At 58.6% G+C, this 18,296-nt stretch carries 15 protein-coding genes; 7 read left to right on the plus strand and 8 right to left on the minus strand.

Annotation, left to right across the window (positions count from 1 at the left end):
* Positions 1 to 23: 23 nt before the first annotated feature.
* The 5 genes from ACUTJJ_RS03990 to ACUTJJ_RS04010 all read left to right on the plus strand — a co-directional run bounded on the left by ACUTJJ_RS03990 (position 24) and on the right by ACUTJJ_RS04010 (position 7,064).
* The gene (locus ACUTJJ_RS03990) at positions 24 to 1,586 is read left to right on the plus strand and encodes an ABC transporter substrate-binding protein (RefSeq protein WP_445541371.1); all 1,563 of its coding nucleotides are present in this window, start codon (positions 24 to 26) and stop codon (positions 1,584 to 1,586) included.
* Entirely contained in the window at positions 1,586 to 2,533 is a 948-nt protein-coding gene (locus tag ACUTJJ_RS03995; protein ID WP_144578744.1) for an ABC transporter permease, read from the plus strand. Before ACUTJJ_RS03990 ends, ACUTJJ_RS03995 begins: the two co-directional genes overlap by 1 nt.
* Positions 2,530 to 3,354, plus strand: a complete 825-nt coding sequence (locus ACUTJJ_RS04000) for an ABC transporter permease (RefSeq protein WP_111792013.1) — start codon at positions 2,530 to 2,532, stop codon at positions 3,352 to 3,354. The genes ACUTJJ_RS03995 and ACUTJJ_RS04000 overlap by 4 nt, the downstream gene beginning before the upstream one ends.
* Positions 3,351 to 4,964 (plus strand): ABC transporter ATP-binding protein, encoded by a 1,614-nt coding sequence (locus ACUTJJ_RS04005; protein ID WP_445541372.1) that lies wholly within the window; start codon positions 3,351 to 3,353, stop codon positions 4,962 to 4,964. Before ACUTJJ_RS04000 ends, ACUTJJ_RS04005 begins: the two co-directional genes overlap by 4 nt.
* 96 nt (positions 4,965 to 5,060) lie before the next feature.
* Positions 5,061 to 7,064, plus strand: a complete 2,004-nt coding sequence (locus ACUTJJ_RS04010) for a CocE/NonD family hydrolase (RefSeq protein WP_445541373.1) — start codon at positions 5,061 to 5,063, stop codon at positions 7,062 to 7,064.
* Positions 7,065 to 7,200: 136 nt separating this feature from the next.
* Here ACUTJJ_RS04010 and ACUTJJ_RS04015 read toward each other — a convergent pair whose 3' ends face one another.
* Positions 7,201 to 8,178 carry a GlxA family transcriptional regulator gene (locus tag ACUTJJ_RS04015; RefSeq protein WP_445541374.1) on the minus strand — a complete coding sequence of 326 codons (978 nt, stop codon included), beginning with the start codon at positions 8,176 to 8,178 and terminating at the stop codon, positions 7,201 to 7,203.
* A gap of 250 nt (positions 8,179 to 8,428) precedes the next feature.
* Here ACUTJJ_RS04015 and ACUTJJ_RS04020 point away from each other — a divergent pair, with 250 nt between their 5' ends.
* Positions 8,429 to 9,265 (plus strand): alpha/beta fold hydrolase, encoded by an 837-nt coding sequence (locus ACUTJJ_RS04020; RefSeq protein ID WP_445541375.1) that lies wholly within the window; start codon positions 8,429 to 8,431, stop codon positions 9,263 to 9,265.
* Between the two features lie 107 nt (positions 9,266 to 9,372).
* On the opposite strand, the gene ACUTJJ_RS04025 is transcribed toward ACUTJJ_RS04020, so the two are convergent.
* Both ACUTJJ_RS04025 and ACUTJJ_RS04030 read right to left on the minus strand, forming a co-directional pair.
* Positions 9,373 to 10,323 carry a D-2-hydroxyacid dehydrogenase family protein gene (locus tag ACUTJJ_RS04025; RefSeq protein WP_445541376.1) on the minus strand — a complete coding sequence of 317 codons (951 nt, stop codon included), beginning with the start codon at positions 10,321 to 10,323 and terminating at the stop codon, positions 9,373 to 9,375.
* Positions 10,320 to 11,345: an NADP-dependent oxidoreductase gene (locus ACUTJJ_RS04030; RefSeq protein ID WP_445541377.1), complete on the minus strand. Its 1,026-nt coding sequence runs from the start codon at positions 11,343 to 11,345 to the stop codon at positions 10,320 to 10,322. The genes ACUTJJ_RS04025 and ACUTJJ_RS04030 overlap by 4 nt, the downstream gene beginning before the upstream one ends.
* Before the next feature lie 379 nt (positions 11,346 to 11,724).
* Between ACUTJJ_RS04030 and ACUTJJ_RS04035 the strand changes: the two genes are divergently transcribed.
* On the plus strand, positions 11,725 to 12,243 hold the full coding sequence (locus ACUTJJ_RS04035; RefSeq protein ID WP_445541378.1) for a hypothetical protein: 519 nt from the start codon (positions 11,725 to 11,727) through the stop codon (positions 12,241 to 12,243).
* A gap of 24 nt (positions 12,244 to 12,267) precedes the next feature.
* Here ACUTJJ_RS04035 and ACUTJJ_RS04040 read toward each other — a convergent pair whose 3' ends face one another.
* The 5 genes from ACUTJJ_RS04040 to ACUTJJ_RS04060 all read right to left on the minus strand — a co-directional run bounded on the left by ACUTJJ_RS04040 (position 12,268) and on the right by ACUTJJ_RS04060 (position 18,083).
* The gene (locus ACUTJJ_RS04040; protein ID WP_445541379.1) at positions 12,268 to 13,629 is read right to left on the minus strand and encodes an FAD-containing oxidoreductase; all 1,362 of its coding nucleotides are present in this window, start codon (positions 13,627 to 13,629) and stop codon (positions 12,268 to 12,270) included.
* The gene (locus ACUTJJ_RS04045) at positions 13,626 to 14,087 is read right to left on the minus strand and encodes a DUF4126 family protein (protein ID WP_445541380.1); all 462 of its coding nucleotides are present in this window, start codon (positions 14,085 to 14,087) and stop codon (positions 13,626 to 13,628) included. Before ACUTJJ_RS04045 ends, ACUTJJ_RS04040 begins: the two co-directional genes overlap by 4 nt.
* A 176-nt stretch (positions 14,088 to 14,263) precedes the next feature.
* On the minus strand, positions 14,264 to 15,004 hold the full coding sequence (gene fhuF, locus ACUTJJ_RS04050; protein WP_445541381.1) for a siderophore-iron reductase FhuF: 741 nt from the start codon (positions 15,002 to 15,004) through the stop codon (positions 14,264 to 14,266).
* Between the two features lie 14 nt (positions 15,005 to 15,018).
* A complete protein-coding gene (locus tag ACUTJJ_RS04055) occupies positions 15,019 to 15,852 on the minus strand; it encodes an ABC transporter substrate-binding protein (protein WP_445541382.1) in 834 nt (277 codons plus the stop codon).
* A gap of 35 nt (positions 15,853 to 15,887) precedes the next feature.
* The gene (locus tag ACUTJJ_RS04060) at positions 15,888 to 18,083 is read right to left on the minus strand and encodes a TonB-dependent siderophore receptor (protein ID WP_445541383.1); all 2,196 of its coding nucleotides are present in this window, start codon (positions 18,081 to 18,083) and stop codon (positions 15,888 to 15,890) included.
* Positions 18,084 to 18,296: the final 213 nt, after the last annotated feature.

Below are 18,296 nucleotides of genomic sequence, written 5' to 3' on the forward strand. Positions count from 1 at the left end.
GATAAAAAACAGGGAACCCAGATATGACCTCCTCCCCCTTTTCCTTCTCACTCGATCGCCGGCACTTCCTCGCCGGTGCGGCGAGCCTTGCGGCGCTTTCCGCCGGTTTCATCACGAATGCCAGTGCGCAAAGCACGGACACGCCCAAGAAGGGTGGAGTGCTGAAACTGGGCATCGGCGGCGGCAGCACCACTGATAATCTCGACCCCCGCATTCTGAAGGACTGGGTGCCCGTCAATCAGGCATTCATGATCATGAACGGCCTCGTGGAGATCGACGCCAACAATCATGCCGTGCCGGAACTGTTCGAGAGCTGGGAAGCTCAACCGGGCGCGGTGGAGTGGGTCTTCAAGCTGCGCCAGGGCGTCACGTTCCATAACGGCAAGAATTTGACGGTAGAAGACGTCATCTACTCCATCAACCTCCACCGCGGGGAAACCACCTCTGCAGCGCGCTCGGTTGCATCCGCCTTGAAAAGCGTCGACAAGCTTTCCGACACCGAGGTCAAGATCGTCCTCGAAAGCGGTAACGCCGATCTGCCTTACATCCTTTCTGACTATCATTTCCTCGTCGTTCCCGAAGGCTGGACGGATTTCAACAAGCCTGTGGGCACTGGGCCGTTCGTCTTTGAAAGCTATGATCCTGGCGTGCGTTCCCGCTTCACCCGTAATCCCAATTACTGGAAGCCGAATGCGGCCCATGTCGACGCCGTCGAAGTCATCGTCATCAACGATATTGCCGCCCGCACCAATGCCATGATGTCGGGTCAGGTACACGCCATCAACCAGCTGGATTTCAAGACGGTCGATCTGCTTCGCCGCAATCCCAACCTCAATATCGTTCAGTCGGCTGGCGGCCAGCACTTCACCTTCCTGATGGATTGCACACAGGCGCCCTATACGGACAACAATATCAGGCTCGCCATCAAACACGCCATCGACCGCGAGCAACTTCTGAAAACCGCATTGCGCGGCTATGGCCGCCTCGGCAACGACCACCCGATCCCCAGCTCGGACCGCTTCTATGCGGCAGACCTGCCGCAGAGGCCATACGACCCCGAAAAGGCGAAGTTCTATCTGAAGCAGGCAGGACTTGATGCCCTCAAGATCGAGATTTCTGCTTCCGACGCCGCCTTCTCCGGTGCAGTGGATGCAGCAGCGATCTTCCGCACCAGCGCGGCAAAGGGCGGGATCGACGTTTCGATCAAGCGCGAGCCGGCTGACGGCTATTGGGACAACGTATGGATGAAAGCGCCATTCTGCATGTCCTATTGGGGCGGTCGTCCCACGGCGGACCAGATGCTGACCATCGCATACCAGTCGACGTCGGCGCAGAACGACACGCACTGGAAGAACGAGACATTCGACAAGAAGCTGATCGAAGCGCGTGCGCTTCTCGACGACGCCAAGCGCAAGGAAATCTATGCCGAATTGCAAGCGCTCATTTCCAATGAGGGCGGAGCGATGATCCCGATGTTTGGCGACTATCTCGACGCCACATCCAAGAAACTCAAGGGCGTGACGACCCATCCCATGTTCAATTTCATGGGCGCCCGTCTCGCTGAAAAAGTCTGGTTGGACGCATAATGACTACACTTATCCTGAAGCGCGTTGCTTTGGGTATTTTGACGCTTCTGCTGGTGTCGGCGCTTATTTTCGCCGGCACTCAGCTTCTTCCCGGTGACGTGGCGTCGGCAATACTCGGACAAAATGCGACGCCAGAATCCCTCGCCGTGCTGCGCGCCGATCTCGGTCTCGACCAGCCCCTTCTGCATCGTTATTTCTCCTGGCTCGGCGGCTTCGTAACCGGCGACCTCGGAAATTCTTTGGCAAACCACCAGCCCGTTGCCGATCTTCTGTGGCCACGCTTCTGGAACACCATGGCGCTCGCGCTTTATGCCGCCGTCGTCTCCGTTCCTGTCGCCGTCACACTTGGGCTGTTCAGCGCAATCCTGCGCGGCAGCCTGTTCGATCGTGCGGTGAACATTGTGGCGCTCGCCTTCGTTTCCCTGCCGGAATATTTTCTCGGTCTGCTGCTGATCCTGTTCGTGTCCGTGCAGTATAACCTCCTGCCGAGCCTTGCGGACACCTATCCCGGCATGGGTTTTGCGGACTGGCTTAAGGCGACCACGCTGCCGGCCCTGACGCTTGTTCTTGTGACGGTGGCGCAGATGTTGCGTATGACCCGAACCGCCGTGCTGGCTGTCATGGATCAGGCCTATGTCGAAACCGCCTATCTCAAGGGGCTTCGCACCCGGCGCGCGGTTCTTCGTCACGCCCTTCCCAATGCGGCTGCGCCCATCGTCAATGTCGTGTCTTTCAACGTTGCCTATCTGATCACGGGCGTTGTGCTGGTGGAGGCCGTGTTCAATTACAATGGGCTTGGTCGCTTCATGGTCGATGCAGTTTCCAAGCGCGACCTGCCGCTCGTGCAGGCTGCGGCCCTCGTTTTTGGCGCCGCCTACGTCATCTTGAACATCATTGCCGATATTTCGGCAATCGCGCTTAATCCGCGCCTGAGGCATCCCCGATGAAAATTCTCCGTTCCATCACCCCGACCGCATGGATCGGTCTTTTCATCATCTCGCTCAATATCGTCCTGTTCGTCGCCGGCCCGCACATAGCGCCTTTCGCACAGGAAGAGATCGTCGGATCACCTTTTGATCCGCCTTCGGCCGCGCACTGGTTTGGACTCGATCAGAATGGTCGCGATATGCTGTCGCGTCTTCTGGCTGGCGCACAGATGTCCATCGGCGTTTCACTGGCCGCATCGCTGCTGTCCTTCACGATCGGGATAACACTCGGGTTCATCGCGGCCATTTTCGGCGGCTGGCTGGACACGGTTCTGTCGCGCATTGTCGACACGGTCATGTGTATTCCGGTGCTGATCTCTGCTCTTGTGGTGTTGCAGGCACTTGGCTCGTCCATTCCCGTGCTCATCGTCACAATCGCCCTTCTGGATTCCACACGCGTCTTTCGCCTGGCCCGCATCGTTGCGCAGGGTATCAATGTTCTCGAATATGCCGAAACGGCGCGTCTTCGTGGTGAAGGCCTGTTGTGGCTGGTGTTTAAGGAAATTTTGCCCAATGCCCTGCCACCGCTGATTGCCGAGTTCGGTCTTCGCTTCTGCTTCACCTTCCTCTTCGTTGCAGGCCTTTCCTTCCTTGGCCTTGGCATCCAGCCGCCCTTCGCGGACTGGGGCGGCATGGTGAAAGATAACCAGCAGGCGATCCTTTACGGTCTCTACGCTCCGCTTTATCCGGCTGCCGCCATCGCCATCCTTACCATTGGCGTCAACCTCGTCGTGGATTGGCTGCTTGCCGGCCGCAGCGCAATTCAGGGAGCGGACCGATGAACGAGAGCAAGGTTTTGCAAATTCGCGGGCTCAAGGTTGCCGCACCGAATGGCGCCATCCTGGTTGACAATGTCGATCTCGACCTGAAGCGCGGTGAGGTCAAAGGGCTCATCGGCGAATCCGGCGCGGGCAAGTCCACGATTGGCTTTGCCGCTATGGGGTACGGCCGCAACGGCTGCCGTATCGTTGGGGGCGAGATCATTGTAAACGGTGTTTCGCTGATGACGATCGATCGCGCCGGACGTGAGGCGGTGCGTGGTGCGGGCATCGCTTATGTGGCGCAAAGCGCAGCCGCCGCCTTCAATCCGGCGATGAAGATCGGCGAACAGATCATGGAAGGGCCGCTCTATCACGGCATCATGAACCGGCAGGAAGCGGAAGCATGGATGCTGGAACTGCTGCAGGCGCTGCAGCTTCCCGATTATCAGAATTTCGGCAGCCGTTACCCGCATCAGGTATCCGGCGGCCAGTTGCAGCGTGCGATGGTGGCCATGGCCATGTCCTGCCGTCCCGATATTCTGGTTTTGGACGAACCGACCACGGCTCTCGATGTCACGACGCAGATTGAGGTTCTCGCTCTCCTGCGCAGCCTCATCCAGCGTTATGATACGGCTGCGCTCTACATTACCCACGACCTTGCAGTGGTGGCGCAGATTGCCGACAGCATCCTGGTGTTGCGTCATGGCAAAGAGGTTGAGGCCGGCTCTGCCGAACAGATCCTCGAACAGCCGCAGCAGGACTATACGCGTCGGCTCGTTTCCGAACGCAAGGCCAGCATGTCGGGAGAAGGCGTCCACCATGAAAATGGTGAGGTTCTACTCGAAGCGCGCGATGTCACCGCCTATTACGGCCGGAAGAAGGTGCTTGATAACGTCCAGTGCCTGCTGCGCAAGGGTGAGACACTCGCCGTTGTGGGTGAATCCGGTTCGGGAAAATCTACCCTCGCCCGGGTCATTGCCGGTTTGCCGCCCCATTCCTCCGGCGTCGTTACCCTCGCCGGACACAGGCTGGCCGACAAATACACGCAGCGAAGCCGCGAGGAACTGAGACGTATACAGCTCGTCTATCAGCTTCCGGATGTGGCGCTAAACCCGCGCCACACAGTCGGCGAGATCATCGGCCGTCCAATGTCGTTCTACTTCGGCATGAACGACGAGCAGCGCGCATCTGAGGTGAACCGCCTGCTGGATCTCATCGGTCTGCCGCGCGACTTTGCCGAGCGCCTTCCAAAAGCTCTGTCGGGCGGGCAGAAGCAGCGGGTGTGCATTGCCCGCGCCCTTGCGGCCCGTCCCGACCTCATCATTTGCGACGAGGTCACTTCGGCGCTTGACCCTTTGGTGGCCGACGAGATCCTCACATTGTTGCAATCATTGCAGGATGAACTGGGTGTCTCTTATCTGTTCATCACCCATGATCTCGGTGTCGTTCGCAGGATTGCCGACAGGACCATGGTGATGCAGCACGGCCGTATTGTCGAAACCGGCACCACCGAGGAGGTTTTTGCTCCGCCCTACCAGCCCTATACGGAGCAGCTTATCACTTCGGTTCCCGAGTTGCGGCGCGACTGGCTGGACGGCGTGCTGGCAAAACGCGGCCTCCCGGTCGCCTGAGTTCAGCGACGGCGAACATGCTTGGGCCGCCGTCCCCCTTCATCTCCAATGGCCTGCTGCAATGCCAGCAGCCGATGAACTGACTGGAATACCCAAATGATAGTGCGTGTTGAAGAACATATCTGGATCCCGATGAGCGACGGCGCGCGCCTTGGAGCGCGTCTCTGGCTGCCGGAAGGCGCGGAGCAATCGCCGGTTCCTGCCATTCTCGAATATATTCCCTATCGCAAGCGCGATGGAACGCGCGGGCGCGACGAGCCGATGCACGGCTATTTCGCCAGCCAGGGCTATGCGGCGATCCGCGTGGATATGCGGGGCACCGGCGAATCCGATGGCCACATGGCAGACGAATATCTGCAGCAGGAACAGGACGACGCCCTGGAAGTGATCGACTGGATTTCCCGCCAGCCATGGTGCAGCGGCAATGTCGGCATGATGGGCAAGAGCTGGGGCGGCTTCAACGGCCTGCAGGTCGCCGCCCGCCGTCCACCGGCGTTGAAAGCCATCATCACCGCCTATTCCACGGACAATCGCTATACGGATGATATCCATTACATGGGCGGGTTATTGCTGAACGACAATCTCTGGTGGGGCACGATCATGCTTGCCTATCAGAGCCGCCCGCTCGACCCGGAGATCGTCGGCGAGGAATGGCGTGATCGCTGGCTTGAGCGACTGGACCAGCTGCCCTTTTTCCCCGGACTGTGGCTCGCCCATCAGCGCTACGACGCCTACTGGAAACATGGTTCGGTCTGTGAGGACTGGAGCGCCATCCAGTGCCCGGTCCTTGCCATCGGCGCGTGGGCAGACAGCTATACCAATGCGGTCCCACGACTTCTGGAAAACCTTCAGGTGCCGCGTCGCGGCATTATCGGCCCCTGGGGGCACATCTATCCTCAGGAAGGCGTACCCGGCCCGGCAATCGGCTTCCTTCAGGAGGCAACGCGCTGGTGGGACCATTGGCTGAAGGGCAAGGAGACCGGCGTCATGGACGAGCCGATGTTGCGCGCCTTCGTTAGCGACACGATCGAGCCGACAGGCACGCGCACGACGACGCAGGGCCGGTGGCTCGGCGAAGCGGCATGGCCTTCACCTGACATCTCGACCCGATCACTCTATCTTGGTGGAGCCCGGGACTTGCGTGACGCGGTGAGTGATCCCGCGATCATTGCTATCCGTTCTCCCCAGAGCCATGGCAAGGCGGGCGGCGAATGGATGGCGACCGGCTGCCCGGGTGAACATCCGACCGATCAGCGGCTCGACAATGGGGGCGCGCTGGTTTTCGAAACCGCCGTCCTTGAAGACGATTTCGATGTGCTGGGCGCGCCTGTTGCGCGTTTGCGCGTTGCCGCAGATAGCCCCGTCGCCCAGATATCGCTACGCCTCAACGATGTGCTTCCCGACGGTCGCACCACACGCGTCAGCTACCAAGTTTTCAACCTCACTCACCGCGACAGCCATGAGAATCCGGAGGCCTTGGAACCCGGCAGATTTTACGATGTCGCAATCAAGCTCAATGATTGTGGGTACCGCTTCGCCAAAGGCCACAAACTGCAACTCGCGATCGCCACGGCCTATTGGCCGATGGTGTGGACATCGCCTTACGATGCGACGATCAGCATTTCCGTTGCGGAAAGCGCGCTCGACCTGCCAATCCGTGCTATAGATGACAGCAAGCAGGTTCGCTTCGAGCCGCCCGCCCATGGCCCATCGACACCGATGACACAGATCGACCCCGGCACTGTTCGTCGCTGGACGGAACAGGACCACGAAACCGGTTTCAACACCTATATCACGGAAGGTGTGGGTGGCTTGTTCGGCGAGGGTGTGCTGCGCTTTGACGAGATCGATACCGAACTCAGCCATAGTCTGCGCCGTGAACTGCGCATTCGCGACGACGATCCCCTCTCCGCACGCTACGTGCTCACCCAGACTTACGAAATCGGACGGAACGGGTGGCGGATCAAGATCGAGAGCCGGACTGAAATGCGCTCCGATGAACGATACTTCTATTTAGTCGGAGAACTCTCGGCTTTCGAGAATGGTAATATCGTCAAGACGCGACAATGGGACGAGCGCTACGAACGAGATCTTATCTGACACTTCTAATGACTGCTGCCGCGGGAAGATGAGACCTGCCAGAACGGTATATGGCTGACGTCGAACGAGAGATTTCGGCGTCAACGGGATGTTGACCTCCGCCCGCAACAGCAGGGTCAGTCGCCCACAAACGTAATCACAGTCGAACATCGCCGCGATAAACGTTCGGCGTCGCTCCCGTTAACCTGCCAAATATCTTGCGGAACGCTGCCGGATCCGCATAGCCGACCGCCCAGGCAATGCTTTCGACCGACCCATTCGTCGTCTCCAGCAATTGCCGCGCCTTCATGATGCGCACGTTCTGGAGATATTCCGTCAGCTTCAGTCCTGTCGCGCGTGAAAAGCGACGCTGAAGCGTCCTTTCTGAAAGATGGACGCTGTCTGCCAGTTCACCGATCGATTTTTGCATCTCTGGCACTGCGTGGAATTGATGCTGGATTTGCCGCACTTCTTTGTCGCCATGATCAAATCGCGGAATGAAAGTCCTGTATTGGCTCTGGCTGCACCGTGGCGGATCAACGACCAGAAAGCGCGCCGTCTCCAGCATTACGGTCTGCCCAAGAAGCTTTTCAACGAGAACCAGGCCGAGATCGGCCCAGGCCAGAATGCCTCCCGCGGTGATTACGTCACCATCATCGATGATCATGTTATCGGACGAAACGTCTATTTTGGGAAACAGCTCGGCAAGTTTCTCGGCAAAGGCCCAGTGGGTCGTGGCGCGCCGGCCATTGATGAGCCCCGTTTCAGCGAGAACGAACGCGCCAGCGCAGATCGAGCAGACAGTCACGCCGAGCGCATGCTGCGATGAAAGCCATTTTGACGCAAGCCGCATACTTTGCATCTTTTCAGGCATGACGATGCTCGGTGGCGCGATGATGTAGCTCAACGAATGCGATGCTCCCGTGTGCGAATCCCAGGTGCAAGAAACCGCGCCATCCTCAACCGTCCAGTGACTGACACGGATTTTGCGAAGGCTTGTTGGCTCCTGCAGATCCGTGGACCAATCGCTCGCGACCCGGAATAAGTCGGTCAGTCCATAGACCGCAGCCAGCTGACAATCCGGATAGATCAGCAATCCTATCTCGATAAAGTCAGCCGGGTCAGGATTTGTCACTTTTGCCTCGCATAAAGTCATTTGCGCCACGTGCGTGTCATAGCGGATGGCGCTAGCTTGTTCAAGTCAACCAAGGACATTCGAAGATAAGGCTCGACAGGAGATATGTATGATGTCTGACGCAGATCGGTTTTTCGTGTCGAGACGCAGCGTTTTGATCGGGAGCATCGCGCTAGCCAGCGTAAGCATTCCGAGGATCGCCTTCTCACAAACCCCTTCCAGCAACCATTCAGCACAAGGAGAAATCGACATGGGTTTCGTAACAACCAGAGACGGCACTGAAATTTTCTACAAGGACTGGGGCCCGAAGGATGCCCAGCCGATCGTTTTCCACCACGGCTGGCCGCTCTCTTCCGATGACTGGGATGCGCAGATGCTGTTCTTCCTCTCCAAGGGGTTTCGCGTCGTCGCCCATGACCGCCGTGGCCACGGCCGCTCGGCGCAGGTCTCCGAAGGTCACGACATGGATCATTATGCTTCCGACGCCTTTGCGGTCGTTGAGGCGCTGGACCTGAAGAACGCAGTCCATATCGGCCACTCCACAGGCGGCGGCGAAGTTGCGCGTTATGTTGCAAAGCATGGTGAGCCCGCCGGCCGTGTCGCCAAGGCCGTTCTCGTTTCCGCCGTACCACCGATCATGGTGAAGACCGAAGCCAATCCGGAAGGCCTGCCGATGGAGGTTTTTGACGGCTTCCGCTCGGCGCTTGCCGCAAACCGCGCGCAGTTCTTCCGCGACGTGCCGGCTGGCCCGTTCTATGGTTTCAACCGCGATGGCGCGACCGTTCATGAAGGCGTAATCCAGAACTGGTGGCGTCAGGGCATGATGGGCAGCGCAAAGGCCCACTACGACGGCATCAAGGCCTTTTCTGAAACCGACCAGACCGAAGACCTGAAGAATATCAGCGTTCCGACGCTGGTGCTGCACGGCGAAGACGACCAGATCGTTCCGATCGCCGACTCGGCTCACAAATCGATCAAGCTGCTGAAAAACGGCACCCTGAAGACCTATCCCGGCTTCTCGCACGGCATGCTGACAGTCAATGCCGATGTGCTGAACGCCGACCTGCTTGCCTTTATCAAGGGTTGAGTCTTTATGCAGAACGGGAATGCGGCCGGTTACTCGGCCGCATTTTATTTGGGCGAGGTTAATGGCCTCGCTTGCCCGTGGGTGGAAGCAAGGATCGCGTCGGAAATTCACAAAACCCGCAGTGGCGCGCCGTTCAGCCATGCGACGAGATTGTCAACGGTATCTCGATAGAAAATCCGGAAGGAGTTTTCAGTGACAAACCCAATGTGAGGCGTCGCGATCACATTGCCCAAAGTCCGAAGCGGATGATTACCTGGCAAAGGCTCATCATCGAACACGTCAACTGCAAAACCTGCGATGCTCTCGGTTTCCAGCGCCGTGATCAAAGCTTCTTCATCGACGAGCGGACCTCGTGACGTATTCACGAGCCATGCTGTTGGCTTCATCAATGCCAGCTCGTCCTGACCGATTATGCCCTTCGTCCGCTCCGACAGGACAAGATGCAACGTTACCCAGTCGGACCCGCGAAGAAGTGTCTCTTTCTCAACCCGCCTCACACCGGCAGCCTCTGCCGCCTCATTCGTCAGATTCTGGCTCCAGGCGATCACCTCCATACCGAAAGCAAGGCCGACCTTTGCCATCTGGCGGCCGATCCTGCCCAGACCTATGACACCCAGCGTACTGCAACGAAGGTCGCGTCCGACCGTGGTTTGCCAGCCCCCGCTCCGAAACGAGGCGATCTCTGTGGGAACATGGCGTGCCGCCGCAAGGATCAGTGCCCAGGTCAGCTCCGGGGCGCCCGATCCGTTTGCGCCGGTCGCCGAAACAACGATGCCGAGATCACGGGCCGCGGCAAGGTCGATTGAGGCGTTGCGCCCTCCAGTCGTTGCGATGAACCGCAGGTTCGGCAGGCGCTCGAGTATCCGTCGCGGCAGCGGCGTCCGTTCGCGCATGACGCAGACGGCATCGAACGGCAAGAGACGGTCAACCAGGCGTTCTTCGTCCGCGATATGGTCATTGAAGACCGTGATTTCCGCACGGTCGTTCAAGGGTGACCAGTCGGCGCTGGTGATCGCGACATTCTGGTAATCATCCAGAACGGCGATATGACGTTTCATGAGACGACGCCGTCGATTTTGACGATAAGCTTGCCGAAATTCTTGCCTTTCAGCATGCCGATAAAGGCGTCGGGGGCGTTCCCCAATCCGTCAACGACATCCTCCCGGTACCTGATCTCGCCACGAGCGACCCTCGGGCCGATCTCCGCGAGAAAGTCATTAAAATGATCGGCGGCAAATTCTGTCTGGATGAAACCTCGAACAAGAAGGCTCTGTCTCAGGATCGCCGACATCGTTACCGGAAGACGGTCTGCCTCCGACGAGTTTGCACCGTTATATTGAGAAACGAGGCCGCAAACGGGAACGCGGCCGAATTGGTTGAGAAGGGGCAGTACCGCATCCCAGACGCGTCCTCCGACATTCTCGAAATAGACATCAATCCCGTTTGGGGAGGCCGCGGTCAGATCGCTGACAAAATTCGCCGAGCGATGATCAACCACGCTGTCGAAGCCAAGTTCACCTTTCACGAATGCACATTTGTCGGGTCCACCGGCTATACCAACTGCCCTCGCCCCGTAAAGCTTTGCAAGCTGTCCGACCATCGAACCAACGGGCCCAGAGGCTGCAGCGACTGCAACCGTCTCACCCTGCCCTGGCTTGCCGATAAACTTCAGACCACTCCACGCAGTAAATCCCGGCATGCCAAGGACGCCAATCGCGGTCGTGACCGGCGCGCCGTGCGTCTCGACCTTTCGTAGCAAGTCCCCATTTATCACCGCCCCCGTACACCAACCGGTCCGCCCGCGCACGATGTCGCCGGGCACAAAACCATTGTGCCGTGACTTCACCACCTCGCAGATCGTCTCGCCCTCCATGATACCGTCAACGGGTACAGGCGCCGCGTAAGATTTGGCGTCGCTCATACGCCCACGCATGTAAGGGTCCAGCGAAAGATAGAGAACGCGGACCGTGACATCGCCCTCGGCAGCCTCGCGCAACTCGGCTTCCTCAAGGCGGAAATTTTCATGCGATGGCTCTGCCAAGGGGCGGCTTGCCAGCACAATGCGTTTGATCGTCGTCATAAGGCGCGTTCCTCGTTGATTAGCCCGAGTTTTGGGCCGCCCTCAGTTTGGATGTTCTCCCGCTTCTCAAACTCGACGGGCGGCGGCATCCTGTTCCTGATGTACTTTGCGTTTTGGTTGTAGATCATTTTGATGTGCTGGAACACGTCCAGACCGACGTAATCGCATGAGCGATTGCCCGAAACTGTGAGGACCGCTCCGAGACACGTCATCATCACGCAGGTTGGCCGGGCCCTCGGCGGCCCCGATCTCAGTAAGAATCCATCTACAAATCGGGGCAAGCCAGGCTTCGCAGGGACTCTCATCGGCGGAAGACGAAGACTAACGCTTGAAAGAACCGCAATTCTCCAGAAGGCCCGGGAACAAGAGCGCGAGAAGCATGTTCGGCGACGACTGCAAGCACTTTGCGGCTTACCAAGCAAGGCAGAAACAAATGACCATATCCAAATCGTCTGACGCCCGCGAATTTGACAATAAGCCGGCCCACGACCACCCACCCGGTTCCGGTGTTTCGCAACCAGACCCTGAAGCGACCGCGCCACTCCAGGATAGCGACGCTTCTGCTGCAACATCAAGGCTACCCGAGAGCACCGCATCATCCGCTTTGAATGATCGGGTAGATACTGATGCGCCATTGGTAGACGTGGCCTTGGCGAGCGTTAGAAGCCAAACAGGTAGCGCAGCCAGCCCGGCACCTACCGAAGAGTTGGCCGCCATTCGAGCGGAGTTCCATAGGCTGAGCGACAATGTGACTGAGATCGGATCGGCATCGGTTCGTGTGCTGCGAGCGGAAAGCCAGGGTCTCGCCGAGGACTTGCGTGTGCGCATTCGGGCACAGCCAGCCAGGGCTATGCTTTTAGGCTTGCTCGCCGGCTTCATATTTGGCGCAACCCGCTGAGGCGCATGGCAGGCCGGGTGGACGTCAGGTCTCGCTAAGGTCACCGATGAGAGTGGGCACCAATTCGCCCACTGTCGGATGGATTGGCACCGCCCAGCGCAGTTCTTCGGTCGTGGCCCCAAGGTTGATGGCGTCGAGCACGCCGTAGATTGCTTCGTCACCTCCAACGCCGAGGAAGGCAGCGCCGAGTATCCGGTCGGTGTCGGCGTCGACGACGAGTTTCAGGAGGCCGAGCGTCTCGCCTTTCTCCACCGCCCGGCCTACGCGGCTCATCGGGCGAGTGGAGACCTTGATCCGGTGCCCGGCTTCCTTTGCCTGACGCTCCGTCATGCCTGCGCGCCCGAGCGGCGGATCAATGTAGAGCCCGTAACTGAGGATGCGGTCTGAAACTTTTCGGTTGCCACCATCAAGAAGGTTTGCCGCCACAATCTCGAAATCGTTGTAGGACGTATGCGTAAATGCGCCTCGCCCGTTGCAGTCCCCAAGGGCCCAAACGCCTTCTGCGGTTGTCTGCAAGCGCTCATCCACCGTAATGAAACCGTGCCGGTCAGTCTCGATGCCAGCAAGATCGAGGCCCAGATCATCCGTGTTCGGCCGCCGTCCGAGGGCGACCAGGACATGGCTCCCACGGACTTCTCCCTGGTCGGTCCGTATGACGACGCCCGCTTCTTCCTTGGTGATGGATAGAAGGTTGTGGTTCATAAGAACCTTGATGCCATCGCCGCTCAGGATATTGGCGATGGCGTCAGAAATATCAGCATCCTCCTTGGGCGCCAGTTGCTGCCCTCGCTCGATGACCGTAACCTCTGCGCCGAAGCGCCGATACATCTGGGCGAATTCCAGTCCGATGTAACTGCCACCGAGAACAATCAGATGTCTCGGCAATTCCTCAAGCGCGATCACGGAAGTGCTCGTGAGATAGGGCACATCCTTCAACCCGGGAATATCGGGTATGTGAGGCCGCGCGCCCACATTTATGAAAATCTGCGGTGCGGTATAGCTTGTCCCGCCCACCGTCACGGTCTTCTTACCAGTGAATCTGGCTTGGGCGTGTAGCACATCCATCGTCTCCAGACTGTCAAACCAGGATGCAAGACCGTTTCTCGCATCAAGAGTCACCTTTCTGGCGCGGGCCGCTATGGCCGGCATGTGCACTTTCGGCTCGCCGTTGATGGTGACGCCGAATTCGGAGGCACGCCGCGCAACCTCCACGGTCTTGGCGCTCGCGACCAACGCCTTGGTGGGCATGCATCCGGCGTTGACGCAGGTGCCCCCAAGATATTTGCGTTCGATCAGGATCACCTTGCGGCCCATCGCCGCCATGCGGGCGGCGAGGAATGGTCCGGACTGACCGGCCCCAATGAAGATCGCGTCATACGCCCTCATGACACGGACACCACAACGATCAATGCGAGTACCACGGCAACCGCATCCTCAACCAAGGCGGCGGGCATGTCGCGGCCGAAACCCCTGGCGAGGTTAGCGCGGACGGATGCACCGCCGAAGGTTCCCAAGACAGCGCCGATGCCCCCCGCGAGAAGCCCTGGAACCACCATTCCTGTTGTTGCGCCGATCGTCGCGCCGCTGAGAGCGCCCATTACAACCCGTGCTCCGAACTGAACGGGCACCTTGCGTGATGGCGTGCCGGGAAGTTGGTCGGCAATAAGTTCGACGATGGCAAAAACAGTGAAAATCGCGACCGCCCAGAGCGAGTCCATGAAGGAGAGAAGGCTCGCGGAAATATCAAACCACCCAAGATAAGCGGCCCAGGAGACGGCGGCCGGGGCAGTCATGGTGCGAAGACCGGCGACAACCCCTATCAGCATTGCGAGAAGAATGAGCATTCAGCCCCCTAAGCTAGATCGTGCCGCGGCGCCCCGTTGATACGCGGTTGCCAGTCCAATGCCCCGTCCGACCCATTCTCAATCGTTACTTTCAAACGAAGGCCGCAGATCGCCAGCAACGGTGTGCCTTATTGACCCTCAACTTGCCTTAACCCGTCGGACAGATAGCAACGGTATCATGGCGCGGCAGATTGGTCGACAGGCACCGGACAGGGGCACGTCTTGCAGTAATCCAGTCCATCAATCAGATACCGGATGCAACAGACGCGGCGGAGCCGCTCCGGCTGCCCGTCGCCTTGAGGGTAGACGATAGGTCTGAAAAGCGGATTGCGTGAGCCATCGGCCATATGAGGCGATTCCAGCAACTCCAACGCATCCGCCACCCCTGCACCGGCGCAACGATCGTCCCTCGCGTAATTGCGCGCAATTCCGTCGAATACATTGCCGGCGTTTGACCAGAGAACGTTGCGAGACAGCCCGCTTACCTCAGAAACCGCCCGGATAAGGCCTTCGATATTACCGCTGACCAAAAAGGCGAAACGGTCCTCTGCGGACTTCGCTCGAACAGGGCGACCGAAATCAGACAGCCCGAGCGAAACGATCTCCCCTTCGGTGCTTATGTCGATGCTCAAGTCTGCCGGTGTCAGAGGTACGCGCCAATCCAGCAACATGGCGGCGGTAGCGATCGGTCTCATCACCTTTGCGAAGTACCGCTTTGACCACTCACCCGCAACGGCGGCAATGGGCGCGTCCAACCCGTGGCGGCGACCGTAACCATTTAGGACCGCCAAAAGACAATCGGGCTCCAGCAATTCAGTGAAAGCCAGATCGGTCGGCCGCCTGCGCCGGAAAAACTCTCGCCACCCCGAATGTGCCGACTGCCCGAGCAATTCGCCAAGAACCTCTGACCTTCGCATACGCTTCCGCCAGTCTAAACGAGCCGCGCGACGATCTGGCGAGCGAGATGCTGCAACGAGGCCGTGGAACCGAACGGCCAGGATGGCGTCCCGGTTAAAAGGACATTTCCCTGCGCAACGACCGGCAACATAGGCCAGAGCGAAGCATTGAGGAGCTCAGCAGGAACGGGATCGCCAAGGATGAACAAGGTGCTGTCGTTTTCAACAGAAGCAAGTCCTTCAAGATCGATTGTCGTGAAACCAAAGGGTTGAGCTGACATCGAAATTCCATCGGCAAAACCGATTTTCCGCAGAAGGCCGGAAATTGCGGCATTGGGAGCAAAGACCCGCAATCGAGGTACACCCGGCAACGGTTGAGCAACGACCAGCTTGCGGCCTGCCACCTGCCCGGCATGGCGTAATCTCAAGTTTTCGATCTCACCGTCAAAACTAGCGAGCAGCCTTTCGACATCATCCGATCTGGACAGGGCAGCGCCCGACTGACGGGCGCTCTGATAGACACTCGTCAGCATATCACCGTCGCTTTTCTGATCATCGATCAGATGGACGGGAGCGATCTCACCCAACGCATGGGCGATGGACGCGTGCCGGTAACGCGACGTCAAGATGAGGTCAGGTCGCAGTTTGCGGATCGCTTCAAGGCTGGGCTGTTGTCGTCTTCCGACATCAGCGGCATCGGAAAGGCCTTCAGTTGCGACATCGACCCATGTTCTATAGCCGGCAATTTCCGCACACCCGACCGGTGACATGCCAAGCGAAAGAGCAATCTCGGTAGCCGTCCAATCGAGTGTCACCAGGCGCGAGGGTCCTGAAGCGGCGAGCGCCGTTCTCGCGGCGAGCAAAGCCACCGTGCCACCCAGAAACGATCGTCTCCCAATACTCGCTACCACTTAACGCTCACTGTTCCCACGACAGTCACACCCTGCCCGTAATAGCATTGCGTGGGGGTGTTGCAACCGGCGACGTAGGTCTTGTCTCCGAGGTTATAACCGTTGAGCTGGAAGGAGTAGCGATCGTGTTCGTACCTGGCGAAGGCATCGACCAGCGTGTAACCGGGAACGAAAAATGAGTTGGCCGTGTCCCCTGCACTCTTGCCGACGTGACGGACACCAGCGCCGACTGTGAGCTTACCTTCCCAGCTATCCGGCGTCGGAAGATCGTAACTGACGAACAGTGACTGCTGCTGCTTGGGCACGGTGTAGGGCATTTTCCCGATCTGGGCCGACGTCTGGCTCTCGGTTACCTCAGGATCCTGCCAACTTGCCGCGGCCGTCAGATTAAGGCCGTCCCAAAGCGTTGCATTGGCCTCCAGTTCGATACCGCGCACACGCACTTCGTCCGTCTGGTAATAGACGCCCGCTACACGATTGACGACATTCTGCTGCGTTGCCTCAAAACCGGAAAGGGTAAGGCTGAAATCCTCGCCCTGCGGCGCGTATTTTACGCCGATTTCCTTCAACTCACCTTTGGTGGGCTTGAGGGGCGTCGGCGCCAATGTCAGCACCGGCGAGAAGGATGTCGAATAAAGAGCGTAGGGGACAAAGCCGTTTTCGAAGACATAGGCGGCGCCCACCCTTCCGGTGAAGGCCCGATCGTCTTGCCGATATTGTGTCGTGAGACCGTTCGAAAGAGCGGTGCTGTCGGAATCGTTACTGACATAGTCCTGGCGTCCGCCGACAGTGAGACGAAGGCCACCAAGCTCCATTTGATCCTGCAGGTAGAAACCCACCTGACGCTGTGTCTGGTCCAGATGCGTCGTCAATGTTGCTGGCTGGACGCCGATTCCGTAGACAGGATTGAAGAGGTCGAGAGTGGGGCCGCTGCGCGATCCCGTTCGGTTGACCAGGTTTTGCCACTGCACATCGACACCGCCGAGAAGCGTATGGCTGATCGGCCCCGTGTCGACTTTGTATTCGAGATGAGTGTCGAGCGCGACCGCATTGAGCGTTGGCTGCGCGTTGTAAACGAGCCTTGAAAGCGTGCGCTGGTTGGCCGAAAGACCATTGCCGAACAGGTTCTGGTAATTGACGTCGAGGTAGGAGTAGCGAAAATTCTGGCGTAGAACGAGATCGTCGTTAAACGCGTGTTCGAACCTGTATCCGATGTAGGCGCTTTCCTTGTCGTAGATCGCAAGCGAGGGATCTCCGTCGGAAAAGCTTCGCGGTATCGTTAAACCGAGACGATTGGGAAAGATGCTTCCCACGGCCGGAATGAGCGAAGGGACCTGGCCTGCATCGTCCTTCATATAGGCGCCGTAAACCGTGAGACTCGTATCTTCATTCGGCGACCACTTGACCGTCGGGCTGATGGCGACGCGGTCGTTCTTGCCGAAATCATTCATTGCATCGCTGTCGCGGATCATCCCTTCCAGGCGATAGGTAAGATCGGAATCAGCGCCGACCGGGCCCGTGACGTCGAATCCGGCTTCCTTCTGACTGTAGCTTCCGAAGCGGCTGTAGAGCTCTCCGCCAGCGGTCTCCGATGGATCCTTGCTGATCATGTTGACCACGCCGCCGACATTCGTTTGTCCGAAGAGCGCCGAGCTTGGTCCGCGCAGCACTTCCACACGATTGAGAAAGTAGGGCTCCACGCGAAAGCCGGCATAGCCTCCTGTCTGGTTCGCAATCTGTGGCACGCGCAAACCGTCGAGATAAAGATCGGCGCTAAAGCCGCGAATGCTGAAGTAGTCGGACCGAGGATCGTTACCGTACCTTTGGCCATTGACGTTTGCGCTATAAAGCAGGCTATCCGCCACAGTCTGCACGGCTCGATCCGTCATCGCGCCACGGGTGATGACAGAGATGGATTGCGGTGTCTCGGCAATCGCCGTAGCGGTCTTGGTGGCTGATGCCGATTGCGTCGCCACGTAGCCACGTTGTTCGACACGCGCCCCTTTTGCCGCAGACTTTCCCTGGACGACGATCGGCTCGAGCACGGTGGACCCATTTGACTCTTGCGCTTCGACCACCCGAGGCGAGAGGATGAGGGCGCTTAACGCAACGCCTGACACGAAAAACAGGAGCCGCTGTCTGGTGATGTGCCCGGTTGATGTGCGATGGCGAAGGACGGTGTTCTGCATTCGAGGACCTGTGATAGGAATACTGCGCAAAGGGTACTCCGGACTGTCCGTCGTGTTTCAAATCCCGCACGCTTGGCCGCTTAACTAGACTTTTTTTATCAGCATTGTCAGGTCAAAATCGGGCGTTATCGGGCCATTTAGTGGCCTGAATATCTGATATTGTATTATTGCGCTCCATCGGGCCAATGTTTCCCTTTGAAATGCTGAAGCCGC

The organism is Agrobacterium sp. DKPNP3 (assembly GCF_052686535.1).